This is a genomic window from Paenibacillus borealis (assembly GCF_000758665.1).
GTDB classification, from domain to species: Bacteria; Bacillota; Bacilli; order Paenibacillales; family Paenibacillaceae; genus Paenibacillus_AQ; species Paenibacillus_AQ borealis.
In genome coordinates, this window is sequence record NZ_CP009285.1 from 205,337 (window position 1) to 226,455 (window position 21,119).

General features: G+C 49.3%; 16 protein-coding genes. 9 read left to right on the forward strand and 7 right to left on the reverse strand.

What is annotated here, in order from left to right; translation table 11 throughout:
* Positions 1-358 precede the first annotated feature (358 nt).
* A complete protein-coding gene (locus PBOR_RS01015) occupies positions 359-2,539 on the forward strand; it encodes a pectate lyase family protein (RefSeq protein ID WP_042210043.1) in 2,181 nt (726 codons plus the stop codon).
* 136 nt (positions 2,540-2,675) lie between these two features.
* Here PBOR_RS01015 and PBOR_RS01020 read toward each other — a convergent pair whose 3' ends face one another.
* Positions 2,676-2,903: a helix-turn-helix domain-containing protein gene (locus PBOR_RS01020; protein ID WP_042210044.1), complete on the reverse strand. Its 228-nt coding sequence runs from the start codon at positions 2,901-2,903 to the stop codon at positions 2,676-2,678.
* A 126-nt stretch (positions 2,904-3,029) separates the two neighbouring features.
* Here PBOR_RS01020 and PBOR_RS01025 point away from each other — a divergent pair, with 126 nt between their 5' ends.
* Positions 3,030-3,299 carry a DUF6809 family protein gene (locus PBOR_RS01025; RefSeq protein WP_042210045.1) on the forward strand — a complete coding sequence of 90 codons (270 nt, stop codon included), beginning with the start codon at positions 3,030-3,032 and terminating at the stop codon, positions 3,297-3,299.
* 21 nt (positions 3,300-3,320) lie between these two features.
* Here PBOR_RS01025 and PBOR_RS01030 read toward each other — a convergent pair whose 3' ends face one another.
* Together PBOR_RS01030 and PBOR_RS01035 are read right to left on the reverse strand one after the other, a co-directional pair.
* Entirely contained in the window at positions 3,321-4,127 is an 807-nt protein-coding gene (locus PBOR_RS01030; RefSeq protein ID WP_042210046.1) for a WYL domain-containing protein, read from the reverse strand.
* Complete coding sequence (locus PBOR_RS01035) at positions 4,114-5,427, reverse strand: helix-turn-helix transcriptional regulator (protein ID WP_042210047.1); 1,314 nt, start codon at positions 5,425-5,427, stop codon at positions 4,114-4,116. Before PBOR_RS01035 ends, PBOR_RS01030 begins: the two co-directional genes overlap by 14 nt.
* Before the next feature lie 178 nt (positions 5,428-5,605).
* Between PBOR_RS01035 and PBOR_RS01040 the strand changes: the two genes are divergently transcribed.
* Genes PBOR_RS01040 through PBOR_RS01050 form a run of 3 tightly spaced genes read left to right on the forward strand, consistent with a single transcriptional unit; the run spans position 5,606 to position 10,295 of the window.
* A complete protein-coding gene (locus PBOR_RS01040; protein WP_042210048.1) occupies positions 5,606-6,403 on the forward strand; it encodes a nucleotidyltransferase domain-containing protein in 798 nt (265 codons plus the stop codon).
* 25 nt (positions 6,404-6,428) lie between these two features.
* Positions 6,429-7,694, forward strand: coding sequence for a class I SAM-dependent methyltransferase (locus PBOR_RS01045; RefSeq protein ID WP_042210049.1), 1,266 nt, complete (start codon positions 6,429-6,431; stop codon positions 7,692-7,694).
* A 3-nt stretch (positions 7,695-7,697) separates the two neighbouring features.
* Positions 7,698-10,295, forward strand: a complete 2,598-nt coding sequence (locus PBOR_RS01050) for a metallophosphoesterase (protein ID WP_042210050.1) — start codon at positions 7,698-7,700, stop codon at positions 10,293-10,295.
* A 78-nt stretch (positions 10,296-10,373) separates the two neighbouring features.
* On the opposite strand, the gene PBOR_RS01055 is transcribed toward PBOR_RS01050, so the two are convergent.
* Together PBOR_RS01055 and PBOR_RS35155 are read right to left on the reverse strand one after the other, a co-directional pair.
* Complete coding sequence (locus tag PBOR_RS01055) at positions 10,374-12,755, reverse strand: glycoside hydrolase family 94 protein (RefSeq protein WP_042210051.1); 2,382 nt, start codon at positions 12,753-12,755, stop codon at positions 10,374-10,376.
* A gap of 213 nt (positions 12,756-12,968) precedes the next feature.
* The gene (locus tag PBOR_RS35155; RefSeq protein WP_052429277.1) at positions 12,969-13,934 is read right to left on the reverse strand and encodes a hypothetical protein; all 966 of its coding nucleotides are present in this window, start codon (positions 13,932-13,934) and stop codon (positions 12,969-12,971) included.
* Positions 13,935-14,088: 154 nt separating this feature from the next.
* Here PBOR_RS35155 and PBOR_RS01065 point away from each other — a divergent pair, with 154 nt between their 5' ends.
* The 3 genes from PBOR_RS01065 to PBOR_RS01075 all read left to right on the forward strand — a co-directional run bounded on the left by PBOR_RS01065 (position 14,089) and on the right by PBOR_RS01075 (position 18,195).
* Positions 14,089-14,811 (forward strand): GntR family transcriptional regulator, encoded by a 723-nt coding sequence (locus PBOR_RS01065; protein WP_042210052.1) that lies wholly within the window; start codon positions 14,089-14,091, stop codon positions 14,809-14,811.
* Between the two features lie 312 nt (positions 14,812-15,123).
* A complete protein-coding gene (locus PBOR_RS01070; protein ID WP_042210053.1) occupies positions 15,124-17,508 on the forward strand; it encodes a phosphoketolase family protein in 2,385 nt (794 codons plus the stop codon).
* A 267-nt stretch (positions 17,509-17,775) separates the two neighbouring features.
* Entirely contained in the window at positions 17,776-18,195 is a 420-nt protein-coding gene (locus PBOR_RS01075; protein ID WP_052429278.1) for a hypothetical protein, read from the forward strand.
* A 35-nt stretch (positions 18,196-18,230) separates the two neighbouring features.
* Here the strand turns inward: PBOR_RS01075 and PBOR_RS01080 are convergent, their stop codons facing one another.
* Entirely contained in the window at positions 18,231-19,127 is an 897-nt protein-coding gene (locus PBOR_RS01080) for a TIGR03915 family putative DNA repair protein (protein ID WP_245647996.1), read from the reverse strand.
* Entirely contained in the window at positions 19,094-20,407 is a 1,314-nt protein-coding gene (locus PBOR_RS01085) for a putative DNA modification/repair radical SAM protein (RefSeq protein ID WP_245648219.1), read from the reverse strand. The genes PBOR_RS01080 and PBOR_RS01085 overlap by 34 nt, the downstream gene beginning before the upstream one ends.
* Before the next feature lie 196 nt (positions 20,408-20,603).
* Between PBOR_RS01085 and PBOR_RS01090 the strand changes: the two genes are divergently transcribed.
* Entirely contained in the window at positions 20,604-20,795 is a 192-nt protein-coding gene (locus tag PBOR_RS01090) for a hypothetical protein (protein ID WP_042210055.1), read from the forward strand.
* The last annotated feature ends 324 nt before the right edge of the window (positions 20,796-21,119 follow it).

A 21,119-nucleotide genomic window follows, 5' to 3' on the forward strand; every position in this document is an offset into this window, starting at 1 on the left:
AATGATTTAGGAATTACTGATGATAAGTAAACGCCTATCACACACAAAAGGTGACTCTCATTCGGGGAAGTCACTTTTTGTGTACCCATGGGTCCGTCTCTGATTTGCGGTATAGTATCATCTCGCTGCGAAATAATCATTAACTCATAATACCGCAGAATTCCTGCCGATATGAGCAAATGATTGTTTAAGCACCCTTTTCACATTTGGTATGCTCTGGATGTCCGAGAGGTTCATCCCATCCTGCTTGAACGGTTCGGATTAGCCGGTAAATGAGGAGGTGGATTGAACAGCATCACAGATTATTGCAAGCGGTTACAGAAAGATCTGCAACAAATTATAATTAGGAGGCAATGAAATGAAAAGGACAGTTGCAAAGGTAACCAGTATAGTTCTATTATTTTCTCTTGCACTATCTCTGATCGCCGGCGGATGGGGAACTACGGTAGCACACGCTGCGGGTCTTACGATAACGGGCAGTGGAGGCGGAAATGAAGCTGCTTATGTGGAGTGGGCACCAGTAAGTAATGCAACGGGATATAATGTATATGTTAAAGCAGCGAGCGCAGCGGACACCCAGTATCAGCAGATTAATAACGAATTGATCCGCAAATACGCGTCTTATTGGAGAGCTGATGCCGTAGGGCTTGCAGCCGGAAGTTATGTCATGAAGGTTGAGGCTGTATCGTCAGGTGCAGTGACGGCAAACGCTGTCTCAGGAACGCTGGCTGTAGCGCCGTATGACCGGTCTGGATTTGCTTTTTCAGCCAATTCGCAATTTGGTACAGGCTCCGGTGCTTATAATGATAATGGAACGCTGAAGAGCGGGGCACAGGTATTGTATATCACCTCGCAGAATGCGCAAACCGTAACGCTCGGTGTGAAAACCAGCAGCTCGGGTACAGTACAGACCGGGGTTGGTCTGGGCGGAATTCTGACACTGAGACAAAAAGGCTACGATACAACGCCGCTGGCTATCCGGATTATCGGGAAAGTTACAGCCTCTGATCTGAGCGGACAGCTCAACAGCAGTGGTTATCTTGAAGTCAAAGGTAAAAACAATTATACGGAAATGAATATTACCATCGAGGGTATCGGGAAAGATGCGTATGCCTACGGCTGGGGAATGCTGCTTAGATATACGGGGAATGTCGAAGTCAGAAATCTGGGCGTGATGTTATTCCCTGACGACGGTATTTCAATGGATACAGGCAATGCAAATGTATGGGTGCATAATAATGATATTTTCTACGGATCTGCTGGAAGTGACGCGGACCAGGTTAAGGGTGACGGTTCTACGGACCTCAAGAAAGGCTCAACGTATATCACCATCTCGTACAACCACTATTTTGATTCCGGAAAAGCAGCTCTGGTCGGACTTAGTGAGTCTGCCGAATTCTTTGTCACCTTCCACCATAACTGGTTCGATCATTCGGACTCCCGTCATCCGCGGATCAGAGTAGCTTCTGTTCATGTCTATAATAACTTCTATGATGGGGTCTCCAAATATGGCGTCGGCGTTACAACCGGAGCTTCGGCTTTTGTAGAATCGAATGTGTTTAGAAATACTAAAGATCCAATGCTTAGTTCCCTGCAAGGCACGGATGCTATAGGGGAAGAAGGTACGTTCTCAGGCGAAAATGGTGGTATGATCAAAGCCTACAACAACAGTGTTACTGGTGCGGCAAGTCTGATCTATGCCAACTCCAGTACCGGAACCGCTCCGGCGAATGCCACCTCCTTCGATGCATACTTAGCTTCGTCGAGAAGTGAAGCCGTTCCAAGCTCTTACAAAGCTCTAGTGGGTGGGACAGCGTATAACAACTTCGATACCACTGTGAATACTGGAGTAAGTGCAGCTGCCGTTGATAGTGTAAGTGTGGTTGAACAGACGGTTAGGGCAAAAGCAGGCCGCCTGAGCGGGGGAGACTTCAGCTGGACATTTAATAATTCGGTGGATGACGCATCGTATGCAATTAACGCAGCGCTGATGTCTGCTATCCAGGGCTACACCACGGGGCTTGTATCTGTAGGGGGCAACTCCAATCCGTCAGGACCGACTCCGACTCCATCAGCAACAACGGCACCGACTGCAACCCCAACAGCAACCCCGGCGCCAACGGCAACTCCGGTGCCGACTGCAACGACTGTACCAACAGCAACACCTGTACCAACGGCAACTCCGGTGCCGACTGCAACGCCCACTACTGGGGCAATTGTTCATAACTTCACTACATCCGGAATAACGAGCAGCTTCTTCTCTATTTCCGGGAATCTCTCCACGAGTAAAGGAACTGTAGTATATGGCGGTCTGACCTTAACCCAATGTCTGAAGATCGAGAGCGCAACCAGCATTGGATTCACAGCAGCCAAAGCCTCGACTTTAACATTAGTGTTCAACTCCGAAGGAACCAAAGTTAAAGTAGATGGAACCAGCTATACTATCACGAATGGTATTGCCACGGTCTCTCTCGCAGCGGGTGCGCATACGATTACGAAGGATAGTACTGCGAATTTGTATTATATGAAGGTGGAGTAGGTTATATTAAAAATCCCTACCCATGCGCTTGTCCGAGGCTTGAATGAGGTTCGAATCTCCCTGCGTGCATATAGGGTAAATAAAAGACACCTTTAGGGGTGTCTTTTACTCTAACTATTTTTCTGGATTCTTTGTATCAATCTTTATCCTTATTATCAACTAAATCAATAATCTCCCGTATATCCTCGATGTTTAAAGCTTCTGCAATTTTAACAATATGACTGAAGCTGATGCTTTCTCTCTTTCCATTGGCGAGTTCACTTAATGCTGCATGGCGGACACGGGATATTCTGGACAACTCCCGTATTGAAATCTTATGTTTATTGGTCAATTCAGTTATTTTTACTACAATTCTCTTCCCCACTGTAATCCCTCACTTATCCTGAGCATTTGTATTGCCTATACGCTTAAGCGTACCGGTTGTGTTCTGTAGATATGCTATGCTGGTTTAGATCATAAATTAATGATGCAGCTCATAAAGGAGGACCTAATGTTAAGCATTCTGGAATCGCTATATCATGGCAGTTTGTTCCCTAACGAGGTCATGATCTCAAAGGACCCCAACTACCGCCCGCTCAACAAGCAAATTACCGATTCTTTAGAGACTTGGAAGCAGAAGCTGTCCGCAGGCGAGTATGAGGAGCTGGAGTCTTTATTGGAGCTGTATTCGCAAGTACAGGGGCTGGAGATGACAGCTGCATTTGTGTCCGGGTTCAAGGCCGGTGCGGCGATGATGATCGAAGTTCTGGTCGATGCTTAGCAATGCATGACCGGCCAATACTCACTCCCCCGCCTCCCCATACCGCCCAAGCGCCATATCAGCCGTTTTCAGCATACGCCGCTTAAGCTGCTCGCCCTGGGTGATTTTTACACGCAGACCCAGGAACCGGATTCGGGATAACAGGAACTCGCTGTCGTCTCTCATGTAGTTGACATGGATCTGGTAGATGCCGGAGGCTTCATCATAAGACACGGACTTATCAAAACAGGAAAAGGCGGATAGGATCCGTGACAGCTCCGCATTAAAGGTGGGGATGACTTGAATGCAGGCGGATTCCTTCAGGCCGTCTAATAAGCGCGCTATCCGTGTCTTCAGTTCGTCAATCCGTTTAGCAGGGATGGGGAATACTTCGACCGACACAATATTTCTTAATTTAGTGGACATGAGCGAACGCTGCCGGGTGCTGTACCATTGCAGATACCACTCCCGCTTATACATGTTATATTCCAGCTTGTGAGGGAACCCGGCTTGATCCGTTCGTTCGCCTCCATGCTTAATCTGATATGCAATCAGGATGCCTTGATTCTGCATAATCATGCGGCGGAGCGTGCGGAGCAGCGGATGATAGACCTGGCGCTCTTTACTGCGGGCCTTCTCCATAATAATCTCCCCTACTTCAATAGAAGCCTCGGGTTCCAACAGCGTATTCAATTTGCTTAAAGTTTCCGGTGTAAAAGCGGCCTCCGAAGCCGGATGCCTAAGCATCGTTTTCAGCCAGGAACGTTCCTGGGAGGTCAGCGCGAGTGACCCCGCTTCATCGAGGCGTGAGATGATCTGGAAATTGAATATTTTCTCAAATGGATTCATAGTAGCTCCGAAGCTCCTTCCATTCCGCAATAAATTGCTTACGAAGCCAGCGGGGTTCTAAGATCTCACAGCTCGAACCGAAGCTCCGTAACCAGGGCTTGATTTCATAAATCTCGTTCACTTCGATCTCGTACAGGAACGTTGAATCGGATTCCTCTGTAATTACGCCCCATTGTCCCTGCGCCTCAACCCGCTCCCGGATGAAATTAGCGCCAGACCGGCTGGGGTTATAGAATCTGACGGCTACCTTAACCGCACGGTTGGTATCTGTGACCCAACTGTTCTTCATCTGCGCTTCCAGCTGCTTAAGCTTCTCCGCGTATTTGTCTTCTTCCACAGCATCGCCCTCTTCAATCTGGGTAAGGCCCTCCATCCGGAATTTCTTGATCCCCATCCGGGCATGATGTCCGATTAAATACCACCGTCCATATTGATGGTCATAGACGACACGGAGCGGAAGAATACAGTCTGAAGTACCCGCCGACTCCCGCTCAAAGAGAGGGTTCGTGTTCTGGGAGGTGTAGTTCATGCCTTTTTTCGGGGACAGATAGAGAAACCGGATTTGCCGGCGCTGTTGAATAGCTCCGAATATCGTATAGAGATGAGCCTCGTCAAGAATCCGTGAATGGTAATTGTATTTATATCTATGGGTTTCTGTAGCTTCGGGGTTAAAGCCCCGCTTCCGCAGAACCTTCTTCAGGGTGTCGCGCAGCAGGTAGCCCTGTACGGACGGAATCTGTGTATTGGCGATGACATCCACGTAGTCATAGAGGTCCAATAGCTGGTCATCTGTTAGCTGGTCAATCAGGTCGTTGGCAGCCTTGTACCGGTAAGGACGCCGCTCATTGACACGGAGAATGACGCCGACTTCCTCCAGATATTTCAGATCGCCCCGGATGGTCTTCTCATCGGGCAGCGGAGAGTCGGCGGGCATTTGCTCACTGCACAGATCCTGCAGATCCTTGGCAGTCCGCTCCTGAGTCTGGAGTGCTGTTAAGAGTAAAGTAAGCCGGATGCTCTCCGTTTCCTTAAGCGACTTGGCCCGGAACAGGAACAGCAGCAGCGGGTCGGCAGACTCATAATAGTTGTAGCGGAGCCACTCTGAGAGTTCAGTTCCTTGTTCAGCAGGCAGATCCTGCTGCAGGACGGTAACCATCTCCTTCAGGTTGCGCAGCGTTTTGTCATAGGTATGTACTGAAATGCCGAGCCGGTCGGCGAATTGTTGCCTGCTGTAGGCTCCCCCGGCTAAAGACAGCATACGGAGAAACTGAATTTCTTTATCGAAACTTTCCTTGGCCATTTTATAATCCTCCAGCCTGTAACGAATCCACTAGAAGTGATAGTACTTATTTATATTAAGCACCAGAGTTGAATTAAATGGAAGGCTTTTTGCCTGCCGCCATACTTCCGCCCTGTTCGTGAATGAGAAAATGAGGGAAGATAGGTTCATGAAGCCGAGTTGAACTGGAGTGATAACAATGACCCCTATACATAAACTTATCCTGGAGCAGCTGGAACAGATTGAGCAGGAAGAGCAGGTTACCATCCTCTATGCCTGTGAATCAGGCAGCCGGGCGTGGGGCTTCCCCTCGCAGGACAGTGATTACGATGTGCGGTTCATATACCTGCATAAGCCGGAATGGTATTTATCTATCTACGATAAACGGGATGTCATAGAGCATCCCATTAACAATATGCTGGATATCAATGGATGGGATTTACGTAAGGCGCTTAATTTATTCCGCAAGTCCAACCCGCCGCTGCTGGAATGGCTGCAATCGCCGATCCAGTATGCAGAGAAGTTCAGTGTGGCGGAGCAGCTTAGAGGGATATCACCTTATACCTTTTCACCGAAATCGTGTATGTACCATTACTTGAACATGGCTAGAGGCAATTACCGCGATTACTTGCAGGGTGAGCAGGTCAAGATCAAGAAGTACTTTTATGTGCTGCGCCCGGTTCTGGCCTGTGAATGGATTAACCGCTATGAAGAGATGCCGCCGATGGAATTCGATGTACTGGTAGAACGGCTGATTCCGCAGGATGGAGAGCTGTGGCAGGTATTGCAGCAATTGCTGGAACGGAAGAAGTCCGGTGAGGAACTGGATGTTGAGCCGCGGTTAAGCGCGATTAATGATTATTTGGAAGAGCAGCTTCAAGTGCTGGAGAAGGTGGCAGCGGCGGCCTTAAGTGTTAAAGCGGACAACAGAGATCAGCAGCTGGATGCTCTTTTCCGGGAAGCCCTGCAGGAAGTATGGGGAGAGTGGCTCAGATAGAAAGACCGACAGGAGGAAGATCGTAGTGGCTATTGTTCAACTGAAATCAACAAACCCGCAGTTCACCTTTTTGATCAAAAAAAATCCGCAGAGCGGCATGCAGCTTCGCCCGGTACGCAAAGGTATGGCCTACGGCTGGTATTCGGATGATGCTACGTATAACGTTTTTTTCAAGGATGCAGATAATGAACTCTCCTATAAGCAGAACGACAGTGAGAGCTTTGAGTATCTCAATGTCTCCCGGTATAACACCCCGCTGTTTCCGCTGAATGCGGTTAATGAGTTCTTCTCCACGCCTGTTAAGACGCAGGATGAGCGGGACATTGATGGCTATGAGCATACTTTTTATATCCATATGGTTCAGGTGGAGCGGCTGCACTATATTGAATTTTTCAACAAGCATCTGAAGGATTATACCTTCTCCCTGCAGCACCAGGCGCATAAGAGCTACTCACTGACCATTACCACGCATAAAAGCTTATACCACCTCTTACATGCAGTTGGTGTGCTGTCCTTGTTCTTATCCATTTTTGGCGATGAGTATATCGATATTTCGGACCGCATTCTGGATAAATATATCCACAGTCTGAACGTTATTGATGCCCCTTTCTATATCCGCAGTCTGTTTGCACGGAGCTTCCTTACTACCCGGGAACTGTTCAAGCGCTACAAAGCCTCCATTGAGCAAACGGAGCAGGTTTCCATCGGGCTGGAGTATGGCGGTACGGCGATGCAGCGGCGGACGTTTATCTCTAGTGTGCTTCCATTCAATAAGCCGATTCTGGATATCGGTTGCGGGGAGGGCTTCTATGCCATTCCGTTTGCCGGGAAGATCGAGAGTACCTATTACGCCGTAGATATCAATGAAGAACTGCTGGAGGTTGTGAACCGCAAGGCAAAAGCTAAGCAAATCGATAACATCGCCACCTTTGGCTCGCTGGATCATTTTCTGGAGTCGTATAACGGGGAGCAGGTCGATGTGATCCTGACCGAAGTGGTAGAGCATATGAGCGAGGATGAAGCAGCTACGCTGATCCGGCAAATTATCGGAAGTGTGGATTTCGGACAACTGATTGTAACGACACCGAATGCTGACTTCAACCGGTATTATGAGCTGGAAGGATTCCGGCATGAGGATCATAAGTGGGAAATGGGTATTGAAGCGTTCCGTGAGTGGTTCACAGATACGATTCAAGGCCTGGCCGTTGAGGCGGAGTACGGGATGGTCGGTGACCGGGTAGATGAGATCCGGACGACGCAAAGCGCGATTGTGCGCAGAAAGGAGGAATAGACAGTGGACATTCAAACCCGGGTACACACGATATTCATGCTGGTGGGAGCAACGGAATGCGGCAAATCGACGTTTGCGAAGGAAGTCCTGATCCCGCAGCTGAAGCTTGCGGATAGCTCAAAAGGGATGCGCACAAATGTGCAGTACTTGTCCTCGGATAGCATCCGACAGGAGATCTTAGGGTATGACTACGATAAATATGATCAGGTGATGCTGGAGGCGAGCTCGCATACGTTTCAATTGTTGTTCGAGCGGCTGAAGCTGGTAACCTCCTGGCCGATTAATGCGGAGTTTGTGATTATGGATACGATTGGACTGGCTGAAGATTACCGCAGTAAAGTCCGCGCAATTGCCCAGGAGAACAATTACAATCTCGAAGTCATTCTGTTCGATTACCGCAAACGGGAGGATTATTATGCCTCAGAGCGGTCGAAGAAACTGATCTCGGGTCATCTGAACCGGTTGAGAAAAGAAGTGCTGCCCGTATTGTCACGTGAGGGCTACAACAAAATCCATAAAGTGCGCGCGAAGGATTTCCTTCTGGAAGGCGCGGGTGAGGGCGAAGTGCTGTCTAATTCGGACTACCGGGTGATCATAGAAGACTGGGAGGCTTATACTTCGGCAGTGCTTCCGCAGGATCTGGAGTATATTGTTGTCGGCGATGTCCATGAGTGTGTTCAAGAGCTTCAGGGGCTACTGCGCAGCTATGGATATAAAATAGAAGAAGGTAAGTTAAGCGCTACAGATAAGCTGAGTAACACAAAGATTATTCTTACCGGCGACTGGATTGATAAAGGCAAGCAGACACGGGAGACGATAGAGTTCCTGTATGAGAACCGGGGGCATTTCCTGCTGGTGATGGGCAACCATGAGAATTTCGTCTATAAATACCTGCGGGGTGAGATTCAAGGGACCGATCCGGAGCTGCTAAGAACGTATTTTGATTCGACCCGGGCTTTAAAAGAGGACGCTGAGCTCTTCAGTAAATTCTCGGTACTGGTGGAGGATTCCAAGCCTTTTTACCGCTATATCGGTATGCAGGGTCCTTCCTTCTATGTTACACACGCGCCCTGCCGCAATAAGTATATCGGGAAGCTGGATACGAATTCGCTGCGCCATCAGCGTAACTTCCGGCTGGACCGTGAATCTGCGTACGAGCAGCAGCTTGATTTCCTGAAGCAGGAGGCGGTGAGTAATCACCCGTTCCATCTCTTTGGTCATATTGCCGCCAAGCAGACGTTCCGGATCAAGAACAAGCTCCACCTCGACACGGGAGCCGTGCAGGGGAACGGCCTGACTTCTGTCCGCATATCGTTCAAACCTTTTTATAAAAGCCATAAATCTCATCAGATTGTGCTGCAGGAAGAGTTGCCAACGTTGTTCCATGAAGAGCAGCCCGTATCGCTGCAGGAGCTGGATTACGAAGCTGTGCGCAGATTGCAATATTCCTCGCGGAACCGGGTCAACTTTATCTCGGGGACGATGTCACCTGCGGATAAGGACGTAGCTGCCGGTGAGCTGGAGTCGCTGCGTAAAGGTCTGGATTATTTTGCCGGGCGCCGTGTATCGGAAGTAGTCTTGCAGCCCAAGTATATGGGATCACGCTGTAGTGTGTATCTCTACCGGGAGATAGAGCAGTGTTATGCAGTCAGCCGTAATGGATATAAGGTCAAAGCGGTCGATTTGACTCCGGTTTACGAAGGACTGCTGCAGAAATTCGGAGCGTATATGGCGGAGCAAAACATTCGTGTACTTCTGCTGGACGGGGAGCTGCTGCCGTGGAAGGCACTTGGGGATGGGCTGATTGAGCGTCAGTTCCGGCCGATTGGGCGGGCTCTGGAGACAGAGCTGGAATTCCTCAGACAACATGGGTTCGAGGAGTCGCTGGGCAAGCTGATTCAGGATTATGAGGCGAGCGGCTTTGAGCAGGATCAGCATCATCTGACCAAAGAGGCGCTTAACAGCAGCTATGGCTCTCATGTGTACCAGACGTATAAGCATATCCGGGACATAAGAGATTCCTACGTAGATCTTGACCAGCGGGACGAAGCTTACCAGATATATAAGCAGCAGCTGGAGCTATATGCGGGTGATGCGGAGCTTGAGTATAAACCTTTTGCCATCCTGAAGGAAGTGCTGGAAAGTGGGGAAGAACGGATACCTGACGGATTGACTTCGGAACAATACCGCTTCTTGAACGACGACGAAGTGCTGGTGCTCGACCTGAATGAGCCGGATGCCTACATCAAGGCAGAGGAGTATTTCGCAAAAATAACGGTGGAGAAGCATATGGAAGGTATCGTCATTAAGCCGGAGCAGGAGCAGCAGGGGGTGGTTCCGTATCTGAAGGTCCGTAATCCTGGCTACCTGTCGATCATCTACGGGTATGACTACAAGTTCCCGCATAAATATGCCAAGCTGATGAAGCAGAAGAATATCGCTCCGAAACTGCGCACGTCCTTAGCTGAGCACCGCCTGGGCAGACAGCTGCTGGAAGTGAAGCTGGATGAGATTTCGGCGGAGAACGAGGTCTACAAGCAGATTGCGGCCAACCTGTTATTTGAGGTAACGAAGGAGAAGGAGATGGATCCGCGGTTGTAGAAGGAACGTGATGCAGACAAAAATAGGAGGGCAGACCATAACGGTCCGCCCTCTTCTCTATTCCGTATATTTACCTTCTTATCCCATAACGACGAGCACATCATTCTCTGCTGCCAATTGGGTAACCGGAATCAGGTCGCCCTGGATTTCTTCACCGTTAATGACGATACGGGATACCCCTTTTTGCACGCCGTTATTGTTCTCAACCCGGATGTTCAGCTTCTTGCCGCGGAATTCCCGCACCATAGAGAATTCTGTCCAGTCGGAAGGAACACATGGGTTCAGGCGGAGGCCATCCTTCTGCGGCTGAACTCCCATGATGCCCTCTACCAGGGAGACCATGACGGTCGAGGCGGTGCCGGTGAGCCAGTGCACATGTGCCCGGCCCTGGTACGGGCTATCCTTGGACTCGACGAATTGGCCATGCACATAAGGCTCAAGCTTGCGGACCTCAGCTTTATCATTCATGCTGGCCGGACTGCAGTTCAGGAAATACTCGAACGCGCGGTCGCCATTGCCGATCATCGTCTCGGCCAGAATGAGCCAACCCTGCGGCTGGCTGAAGATGCCGCCGTTCTCCTTGGTGGAGGCGTTGAAGAGGGCCATAAGGGCTACGGGCAAGCCGTATTTACGGAATGGCGGATAGAACAGCATAGTACCGTAATCTGTCCGCAGATTCTCGTAGACTTTATCCATGGAGACCCTCGCCTGCTCTGGACGGGCGGCGCCGCTTAACACTGCCCAGCTTTGCGGGTTCATCCAGATCTTACCTTCTTCGTTCTCCCAGGAGCCAATCGTATAATTGTCCTCGGTGAACCCGCGTACGAATTGGTCTTTCTCCCAGGCATACTTCTGAATGTTACCGTCGAGCTCATCAAGCAGGCCTTGTGCCCACGCTACATCTTCCGGCTTGTTTTTATTCTGGGCAATTTCCATGAATATTTTGAAGCCCATGTACAGCTGGAAGGCGACGAACAGAGATTCTCCCTTGGCTCCAAGACGCAGACAGTCATTCCAGTCCGCATGCAGCCCAACCGGCATACCGTGTGCACCCATGCGGTCCAGACTGAACTGCAGGGCCTGGCGCAGATGTCCATACACCGTATCCTCGCCTTTATCCGAATAAGGAACCACTTCATTCGTAAAGTCCCAGTTACCGCTTTCATTTAAGTATTTAATAACCGTCGGGAACAGCCACAGGGCATCATCGGCGCGATAATGGGGATGACCGGTCTCCCGCACGTATTCCGGATCGTCCGGAGTGCCTTCATGGCCAGGATTATGATCGAATTTGACGAGTGGAAGCCCGCCGCCATTGGATACCTGGGCCGAAATCATCAGTCTCAGACGCTCAAGGGCCATCTCATGATCCAGATGGATAATGCCTTGAATATCCTGTACCGTATCCCGGTAGCCTAGTCCGTTACGAAGACCGGAGTACTGGAAGGAGGCAGCACGCGACCAGATGAAGGTAATGAAGCACTGGTAAGCATTCCAGGTGTTGATCATATTGTTCAGATTATCGCTCGGGGTCTGGACCTGGAAGCGGTTGAGCTTGCTGTGCCAGAACGCTTTCAGTTCTTCGAGCTCCTCCTCTACAACAGACAAATCCTTGTAGTGGCTGAGAATTTCAGACGCGCCTTGCTCATCGTATTGTCCCAGCAGGAAAGCGACTTCTTTCTCTTCGCCCGGCTGCAGCTCCACATTGATCTGCAATGCACCGCAGGCGTTCGTGTTGTAGTTGAGTGAATTGGAACATTCACCGTTGGCAACAGAAGCCGGGTTCCCGTAGCTGCGGTATTCTCCCAGAAAGGTATCCCGGTCGCCGTCGTAACCGGCCACCTCCGCGCCGGCAGCGCCGAAGAATCTCCAGGTTTGCTCCTCGGGGATATTCTCATTGATGACCTGCAGGATCTTGTTATTCTTATAATAAGTCCGCGAGATAAACAGGGTGTACTGCAGGTTGACGGTATCCTGCTCATAGTTGTTATTGTTGGTTAGTTCAGCAAAGCCGAAGAGAGCCAGCTTCCGTGCTGTGGTGCCATCATTGCGGACCTTCATCCGCCATACCTCATAGGTTTTGTTCAGCGGCACGTAATATAAGGACTCTGTATGGATGTTATCGTAATCCGAGACGATGTTCGTGTATCCGGTTCCATGATGGCATACGGATTGATATTGATCCAGATCTTTACCTACCGGCTGCCAGGAGCCGGACCAATAATCCCCGTTCTCCAGATCTTTTACATAAATGTAGCGCCCGGGTTCGTCATTGGAGTTAAAGTGGTAGCGGAGATGCCGTCCGTTGGCTCCGGATTTCACGAAGCTGTAGCCTCCGGCATTTCCTGAGATAATTGCGCCGTATTCCGGCGAGCCAAGATAGTTGGCCCATGGGGCTGGTGTATTTGGCTTCGTGATGAGGTACTCTTTGTTTTTTTCGTCAAAATGACCGTATTGCATAACCATTCCTCCTACAAAGTGGATGACAGGCAGGAGTGTAAACACGCGTTCACAAACGGTTGGAATTTCCCGCCCAATCTCATTATAAGACAGTTCCGGCCTACCTAGAAACCCTAATTTTTAGTGTAAAAAGCAAACAATATAATATTTTTATAGCTGTTTGTTATATTGCAGTCCTCCCCCTAAGGAGATGGACTGCATTTTTGTATGCAATTATTTTATTGCGGCGTCAACTTCCTTCTCAAAGGCCTCCAAATACTGATTGAAAATTCCGGTATCAAATTTTGCAGTAGTATCGTTGGCTTTAGGCGGATTCTGTTGAACCAGGCTGTATAGACGATCTGTTTCGGAGGAAAGCTTCGTCCAGACCTGCTTAAGTGAATCGTATTTGGAATCAAGACCGGCGATATAGCTGTCGTATTCCTTTTTCTTATCCATGGTCTTGGCCAGCTGCTCAACGGTGAAATTGATATCCAGATTCTGTCCTGTACTGCCGGTCCCGCTATTCATATACGAATGGATGTCAACAAATCCTTCGTTCCACACATCGGAAATGACGAAATTCCGGATATCTCTTAACATTTCACTAGGAGCAGGTACGGTTGATAACGAAGCTTCCGGGAGGTGCTCTTTGAAGACCTTTCTTGCTTCGCCGAATGTTTCCTGGTCAGATGAATCTGTTGCCCATATAATTTTCAGGTCACTGATAAGAACGATCAATTCGCTTTTGGGGTTAGAGGCCTTTTGGCCTTGAATTAGCACGGCCTCAACTTTCATTCCGCCTTCATCAGAATAATGTGTAGACTCGAGAACCTGGGGATTCTTAAGTTTCTGGTCATCAGGTGTTTCTACGGATTGAATCATTTGAAACAGCGGCTGGGCATCCGGATAGACGTTGTCAGTGATAAAGACCTTTTTCGCTTCCCCATCTGACCCGTTTAAGAAGACGTTGACGTATTCAAGCGCCACAGCTTCTGTATCAGACAGTTTTTTAGGTGCAGGTGTTGGTGCGATAGTAGGTTCAGGCGCGGGTGTCTCTGAAGGACTCACTGAAGAAGCCTGTGTTTCTGCCGAAGCAGCAGCTGTAGACGCCGGAGACTCTGCCGTGTTTTTATCCGAACTGCACCCCGTCAGCGCCATAAAAGCAATGATCAAACTGATAACAAATTTTCTCTCCATTTTGCATTTCCCCCTGGTAATATATTTATTTCCAGTTCTATGTACGCGCTTTGACAGGCGGGGTTTCAGGTTTGAAATTTGAACGCTATCATTCACCCTAATATGATATATTTAATATTGAAATTTAATGCAGGGCCCGACGAAGGAGTGCTACATGACACAATTTGTCTATAAGCAAATTATTGATGACCTCAAAATGAAGATTTTTGCGGGACGGTTTGCTGATATGAGATTGCCGGATGAGCGCAGTCTTAGTGAAACGTATCAGGTTAGCCGCAGCACCATTAAGCGTGCGCTAACCAAGATGGAGAGCTACGGCATTATTTTCAAGAAACGCGGATCCGGAACCTTTATTAACCCGTTGTACATAAAAAACGATTCCATCTTTAATTACGAAGGCTCTAATCTCGGGGTTTCTGACAACTTCCAGATGCATGGCAAGAAGCCGGAGATCAAAGTACTGAATTTCGAGGTTATTCGGCCTACGGAAGAGCTTCAGCGCGATTTGTTCCTGCAGCCCCATGATTTTGTATATAAAATTGTCCGCTTGCGTCTGTTTGATGATGAACCCTTTATGATCGAGACCGGATACATTCCGATTAAAATCGTGCAGGATCTCGATATGGCGATTATAGAAGGGTCGATCTTTCATTATCTGGAGGAATCGCGCAATCTGGCGGTCACCAAATCCTTTTTGTCTATTTTTGCCGAGCCGTCGTTAGCTAATGATCAGGAGCTGCTCCACCTGAAGGAAAATGAGCCCGTGGGGATTATGGAAGGGATCTTCTTCCTGGATAATGGGACGCCGTTCGAATTCTCACATATGCGGTTCCATTACAAATATCTGAAATTCAATACCTTCGTATCGGTTCATTAACGGAATAACTGAATAATAATCACGAAAGGCCGGGAAGATAGTTCCGGTCTTTTTGTTTGCCCCAGGAAGATCAGGAGGGCGGCGGAGTATAAAAAAGAGGCTTGTGAAATAAATTACAAATACATCCATGGTTATTAAAATTATGCTTCTTTTATAACTAATTTGCTGCGGATTTCATACTATGTTCAAAAATTCACAATATTGGACCGTATCAATTGCTAAAAAGATTGAATTTATTAAAGCCAGGAGTATGATGTAACTGTAGAAGTGATATATTCAAAATACAAAGATAAAAATTAGGGAGTGGAAGAAATGGGATTATCAATCGCACAGGTGGATTATTCTTCTAAAACTTATTTGGCAAAGCTTGACGCCTACTGGCGCGCAACCAATTACATCTCCGTGGGTCAGCTCTATTTGAAGGATAACCCGTTGTTAAGAGAACCTTTGAAGGACGCAGACGTAAAAGTGAAGCCGATCGGACACTGGGGCACTATCCCTGGGCAGAACTTTATCTATGCGCATCTGAACCGCGTAATTACTAAATATGATTTGGATATGTTCTATATTGAAGGTCCGGGCCATGGTGGCCAGGTTATGGTGTCGAACTCCTATCTGGACGGAAGCTACACTGAAATCTACCCTCAGATCACTCAGGATATCCCTGGACTGAAGAAATTGTTCAAACAGTTCTCGTTCCCGGGCGGAGTTGCTTCCCATGCTGCTCCAGAAACACCAGGATCGATTCATGAAGGCGGCGAACTGGGTTACTCCTTGTCTCACAGTGTGGGTGCCATTCTGGATAACCCGAACCTGATCTCGGCAGTTGTTGTAGGTGACGGTGAAGCAGAGACCGGTCCTCTGGCGGCTTCCTGGTTCTCAAACCGGTTCATTAACCCGATTACAGATGGCGCGGTGCTGCCGATTCTGCATTTGAACGGCTTCAAGATCAGCAACCCGACCATTCTGTCCCGGATGTCCAGAGAAGAGTTAACCGCTTATTTTGCAGGAAGTGGCTGGGAACCGTTCTTCGTTGAAGGCGAGAATCCTGATCTGATGCACCCGGAAATGGCTAAGGTTCTGGACACGATCATTGAAAGAATCGCAGCGATTCAGAAGAATGCCCGCGAAAATAACGACACCACACGCCCTGCTTGGCCGATGCTCGTCTTCCGTACCCCAAAAGGCTGGACCGGTCCGAAAGCGTGGGACGGTGTGCCGAATGAAGGCTCCTTCCGGGCCCATCAGGTGCCGATTCCGGTAGATCAGAAGAATATGAAGCATGCACCAGCATTGCTCGAATGGCTGAACAGCTACAGACCTGAAGAATTATTTGATGAGAATGGCCGTTTGAACGCTGATCTGGCTGAGATCCTGCCTACTGGCAACAGACGTATGGGCATGAATCCTGTAACGAACGCCGGTAACCTGATCAAAGATTTGCACAAGCCGAATTTCCGCAACTATGCACTGGATAATTCCGTACCGGGTCAAGTGATCGCGCAAGATATGGCCGTACTGGGTAAGTACCTGAAAGAGGTTGTAACGCTTAACGAAGAGAACCGCAACTTCCGGATCTTCGGACCGGATGAAACGATGTCTAACCGTCTGGGACCTGTGTTTGAAGTGACGAAACGTCAATGGATGGATTCCATCCAGGAACCGCAGGATGAATTCCTGGCTCCTTACGGCCGTGTCATTGATTCCCAATTATCCGAGCATCAGGCGGAAGGCTTCCTGGAAGGTTATGTACTGACGGGCCGTCACGGATTCTTCGCCAGCTATGAAGCGTTCCTGCGCGTTGTCGATTCGATGATTACCCAGCACTTCAAATGGCTGCGCAAGGCGACTGATCAAACTTGGCGCGCAGATATTCCATCCTTGAACGTTATTGCAACATCAACTGTATTCCAGCAGGACCATAACGGTTACACTCACCAGGATCCGGGTCTGCTGGGTCACCTGGCTGATAAGAAGCCGGAATTTATCCGTGAGTATCTGCCGGCGGATGCCAACTCCTTACTGGCTGTCTTCGACACCATTCTGAATGACCGTCAGAAGATCAACCTGATTGTATCCTCCAAGCACCCGCGTCCGCAGTGGTTCTCGGCAGATGAAGCTCAGGAACTGGTGGACAAAGGCCTCAAAATCATTGACTGGGCAAGCACCGACAAGGGCGGAGAGCCGGATGTGGTTATTGCTTCGTCGGGTACAGAACCTACTATGGAGAGCCTGGCTGCGATCTCAATCCTCCATGAGAAGCTGCCTGAACTGAAAATCCGCTACATTAACGTGGTAGATCTGCTGAAGCTGAGAAGCCGGAAGCTCGATCCGCGCGGCTTATCTGACGAGCAGTTTGATCAATTTTTCACAAAGGATAAACCGGTCATCTTCGCCTTCCACGGCTATGAAGGCCTGATCAAAGACCTGTTCTTCGACCGCCACAACCATAACCTGCATGTACATGGCTACCGCGAGAATGGCGACATCACTACACCGTTCGATATGCGTGTACTCAACCAGATGGACCGCTTCGACCTCACGAAGGAAGCTGTGCTGAGCTTGCCGGATGCCGGCAAATATCAGAATATCGCTGATGAAATGGATGCTATGGTGAAGAAACATAACCAGTACATCCGTGAAGAAGGCATCGATCTTCCAGAGGTTGAGAACTGGGTATGGAAGGCTTTGAACTAATTAACGTTCAGACGTGTAAATTGAATTAATTATAGTAAGCTCTCAAGAGGGAGTGCTCCGGGTAGTCATGAAAATGGCGGCGGGGCACTCTTTTTGTGCTGGATAATATGAAGCGGCCGGGTCTGCCTGTTAGAGAGCGCTTTGTCAAAAAAAGCTGCTGGACTCGAACGATCGGAACCTTTGACGAATGAAGGATTTACGGCGGTTTTTAGACTATACTAGTATAAAGCAAGGCTATTAATATTTTGGATAATCAGGAGGCTGCAGATGAAGAAACTGAATAGGTTCATAGCTCCTCCTCTTCAATTTGAGGTGTTAGAGCATGACCGGGTAATTGCCAAAGTGAAACTGGATTATATAAATCAAACCGTTGAAGTCTGGCAAGATGATAAGGTTGAGCCTGTTTTTTTGCCTTTTCCGGGTAAAGCTAAGGTCTCCGTTGGGGATGTGCTGGACTATTTCGAGTCCCGCTGTGTACCGCGTACCCGGCATCACATCGATGAAATACTGCAATCCTTGGGGCTGCAAGAATATGTTCCTACCGATATTGTGAAAAAGACGCATGGCGTTCTGTATGATGATTATGTATGGATTAGATTCTCTGATGAGGAGCTGAAATGTGCGGATGTCCATCCCCGTTATGCAAGTGAACAAGGAGTCCCGTCAAACCTTTGTCAGCAGCAGTAAAGGTGATCAAATGAAATGGAAAATGGGATTATCCATTAAGTATGAGTATTTGTTTGTCTGAGTGAAGCCCGGAGCGAGCCGATGCTCTCCGGCGGCTCCTGCTGTAACGCCTTCTTGCGCTGCGCAGCAGCAAGTGCAGGGACGCCATTGCTGCCGTTCATCTCAACCATATGCTTCCAGTAACGCTTGGGCATCAGCGAGGAGCGCAGGCGTTCGTTGCGGCGCTCCTTGATTCCGATCGCGTGATAGAACCCTGTCCACAGGCGGCGGTAAGCCTCCTCAGCTTCATCCGGCTCAGGCGGGGTCCAGCCGCTTAACGGAATGATAGCCTCCCGTCCGGGTTCATGAATCAGCGCTACTTCATGAGTCTGGTCGTAGATCATGAAGCTCTCGCCCTGGAACCGGTCGCAGAAATGCTCCTGAATGACCGGAAGGATGTATCCCTGGGGTTCAATAACCGCGGCCATGACCGGACCGTATACGGAGAAACGTACAAAACCCAGATACAGATGACCTTCCCGCCGAAGCTGCTGAACCGCCTTCTGTAAGGCGTGCACCGTATCATCGGCCAGCATATTCATCACCTTGCGGCCATGCTTGAAGCCGAGATACAGGAAATTCAGCAGCAGCAGCTCCTTCTCCGGTGTGTTTGACCAGAACCCCAGACGGACCAGTTCCTCTGCTTCAGGAGAAATACGGAGCGGAATGGACTTAAGGACTCTCTCCGCCTTATGCTTGTCAGTTTCTATCCACTTCGATTCCAGCAGCAGGCCTTGCTCTTCACCTTCCGAATGAACGGCCAGCGGAATCTCCTTCCAGGTATAACTCTCAAATACACAGCACAGCAGGCCCTCAAAGCTGCCATCATAGGTATAGGCCAGTGCGGACGGCTTGAACATCAGGCTTCCGCCCCTTTCTTGAATTCCGCCCATCCTCCTGCAGCCGGCAAGGCCGCTGCGTAGTGGTCGTCGAACAAGGTCAGCTGCTCAACCTGGGCCGGCTGGTAGGGAGCCAGCTGCTGCCCGGACATCAGCGAACGAAGCAGGGTATGCTCACTGACTTTCAGCCCTTCCAGCGGTTTGCCCTTGCAGGTGATGAAGAATTGGGCCCGCTTGAGCACGACGCCAAGCTTCTTCAGCGCATGGAAATCCAGCGTCGCCGCCCGTCTTGCCTTCACAATCCGCTGAGCACTCCTTACCCCGATGCCGGGAACACGCAGCAGCATTTCATACGGCGCACGGTTGATCTCCACCGGGAACTGCTCCCGGTGATTGACGGCCCAGCTGCATTTGGGATCGAGCAGCGGATTGAAATTAGGCACGGCTTCATCCAATAGTTCATTGGCCTGAAAACCGTAGAAGCGCAGCAGCCAATCCGCCTGATAGAGCCGGTGCTCCCGCAAGAGTGGCGGTTTGGTATCGAGGGAGGGCAATAGCGAATCCTCAATTACCGGAGTATAGGCGGAATAGAATACGCGCTTCAGGCTGTATTTGCGGTATAAGCCTTCCGTCAAATTCAGAATCTGGTAATCCGTATCCGGCGAGGCGCCTATAATCATCTGCGTACTCTGGCCGGCGGGAGCGAAGCGGGGGGCATGGTTATATTTGACGATATCAGAGCTATTCTCCTTAATCTTATCTTTAATCAGCCCCATTGGCTTCAGGATGGAGATCTTGCTCTTATCAGGAGCGAGTATCCCGAGGCTCTCCTGCGAGGGCAGCTCGATATTGACGCTCATGCGGTCAGCGAGCAGTCCGAGTCTGGACAGGAGGACATCGTCGGCTCCGGGAATGGCTTTTACATGAATATAGCCGTTGAAATGATACACATTCCGCAGCAGCTCCAGCGCCGATATCAGTTGCTCGGTTGTATAATCCGGATTACGCATAATCCCTGAGCTGAGGAACAGCCCTTCTATGTAATTGCGGCGGTAGAACTGCATGGTAAGATCCGCGATCTCTTCGGGAGTAAAAGCGGCCCGGCGGACGGGATTGGATTTGCGGTTGACACAATAGGCACAATCATAGACACAGGCGTTGGTCATAAGCACCTTCAGCAGTGAAATACAGCGGCCGTCCGCCGCAAAGCTGTGGCAGATACCCATTGCAGCAGTACTGCCTAAACTTCCGGCCTGGCCTTTGCGGTCTGAACCGCTTGAAGTGCAGGCCACATCATATTTCGCTGAAGCGGTCAGAATCTCAAGCTTCTCCATAACATCCACGGTCGCAATCCCCCTCATAGAGGAAAGTATATACCGAACATGTGTTCTTGTCAAAGCGTTGCATTATATGCCAGTTACCCGGGCCGAAATGTATGCGCATTCCTTAGTATGCTATAATAGTTTTTAATGGTTCATAGCATTTAGAACTGTACTGTTTCTGAAAATTGGGTTAGGAGTGTTGCTGGAAATGAGAGGATACAACATTTGGCGGCCGATTATGCTGATTGCGGTTGCGCTGCTTACGAGAACCTTGGTCTCAAGTATTTGCCTTATGTTTGGGATGTCGCCGGAGTCGGCAAGCAGTGTTGCCATGCTGGGTATGGTCGCTGCTGCGCTTGTGATGTATAACCGTATGATGAAGAGCCGCCGCCGCAAATAAATAGAAGGTCCGTAAGTTCCCCGGGTGAAACGAATCATAAGTGAGACATTTGAAGACACCCGCACAGGTGTCTTATTTTATGTTTTGGGAAATTAACATTTCCCCAAAGTATAGTTAAATCCAAAGAAGCAGCTAAAAAGCTCGAAACAGCATTGGAGGGGGCGGCTGCGCCGGCGGCCAGAAATAGATGAATTTTCTCCACTTGCTAATGAACGTAGGAGCCTTTGCCAAGCAACAGTTGGAAAATCAGCACTTAATAGGCTGCAAATAGATCAACTGGATGATACGATACCCCTTGACCGCCATTGAATGCCACTACTAATT

What these genes read in the sequence shown, in the direction of transcription:
- PBOR_RS01015 (WP_042210043.1), top strand. Translation starts at nt 359, where the DNA reads ATGAAAAGGACAGTTGCAAAGGTAACCAGTATAGTTCTATTATTTTCT.
- PBOR_RS01025 (WP_042210045.1), top strand. Translation starts at nt 3,030, where the DNA reads ATGTTAAGCATTCTGGAATCGCTATATCATGGCAGTTTGTTCCCTAAC.
- PBOR_RS01030 (WP_042210046.1), bottom strand. Translation starts at nt 4,127, where the DNA reads ATGAATCCATTTGAGAAAATATTCAATTTCCAGATCATCTCACGCCTC.
- PBOR_RS01035 (WP_042210047.1), bottom strand. Translation starts at nt 5,427, where the DNA reads ATGGCCAAGGAAAGTTTCGATAAAGAAATTCAGTTTCTCCGTATGCTG.
- PBOR_RS01040 (WP_042210048.1), top strand. Translation starts at nt 5,606, where the DNA reads ATGACCCCTATACATAAACTTATCCTGGAGCAGCTGGAACAGATTGAG.
- PBOR_RS01055 (WP_042210051.1), bottom strand. Translation starts at nt 12,755, where the DNA reads ATGCAATACGGTCATTTTGACGAAAAAAACAAAGAGTACCTCATCACG.
- PBOR_RS35155 (WP_052429277.1), bottom strand. Translation starts at nt 13,934, where the DNA reads ATGGAGAGAAAATTTGTTATCAGTTTGATCATTGCTTTTATGGCGCTG.
- PBOR_RS01065 (WP_042210052.1), top strand. Translation starts at nt 14,089, where the DNA reads ATGACACAATTTGTCTATAAGCAAATTATTGATGACCTCAAAATGAAG.
- PBOR_RS01070 (WP_042210053.1), top strand. Translation starts at nt 15,124, where the DNA reads ATGGGATTATCAATCGCACAGGTGGATTATTCTTCTAAAACTTATTTG.
- PBOR_RS01075 (WP_052429278.1), top strand. Translation starts at nt 17,776, where the DNA reads ATGAAGAAACTGAATAGGTTCATAGCTCCTCCTCTTCAATTTGAGGTG.
- PBOR_RS01080 (WP_245647996.1), bottom strand. Translation starts at nt 19,127, where the DNA reads ATGGGCGGAATTCAAGAAAGGGGCGGAAGCCTGATGTTCAAGCCGTCC.
- PBOR_RS01085 (WP_245648219.1), bottom strand. Translation starts at nt 20,407, where the DNA reads ATGGAGAAGCTTGAGATTCTGACCGCTTCAGCGAAATATGATGTGGCC.
- PBOR_RS01090 (WP_042210055.1), top strand. Translation starts at nt 20,604, where the DNA reads ATGAGAGGATACAACATTTGGCGGCCGATTATGCTGATTGCGGTTGCG.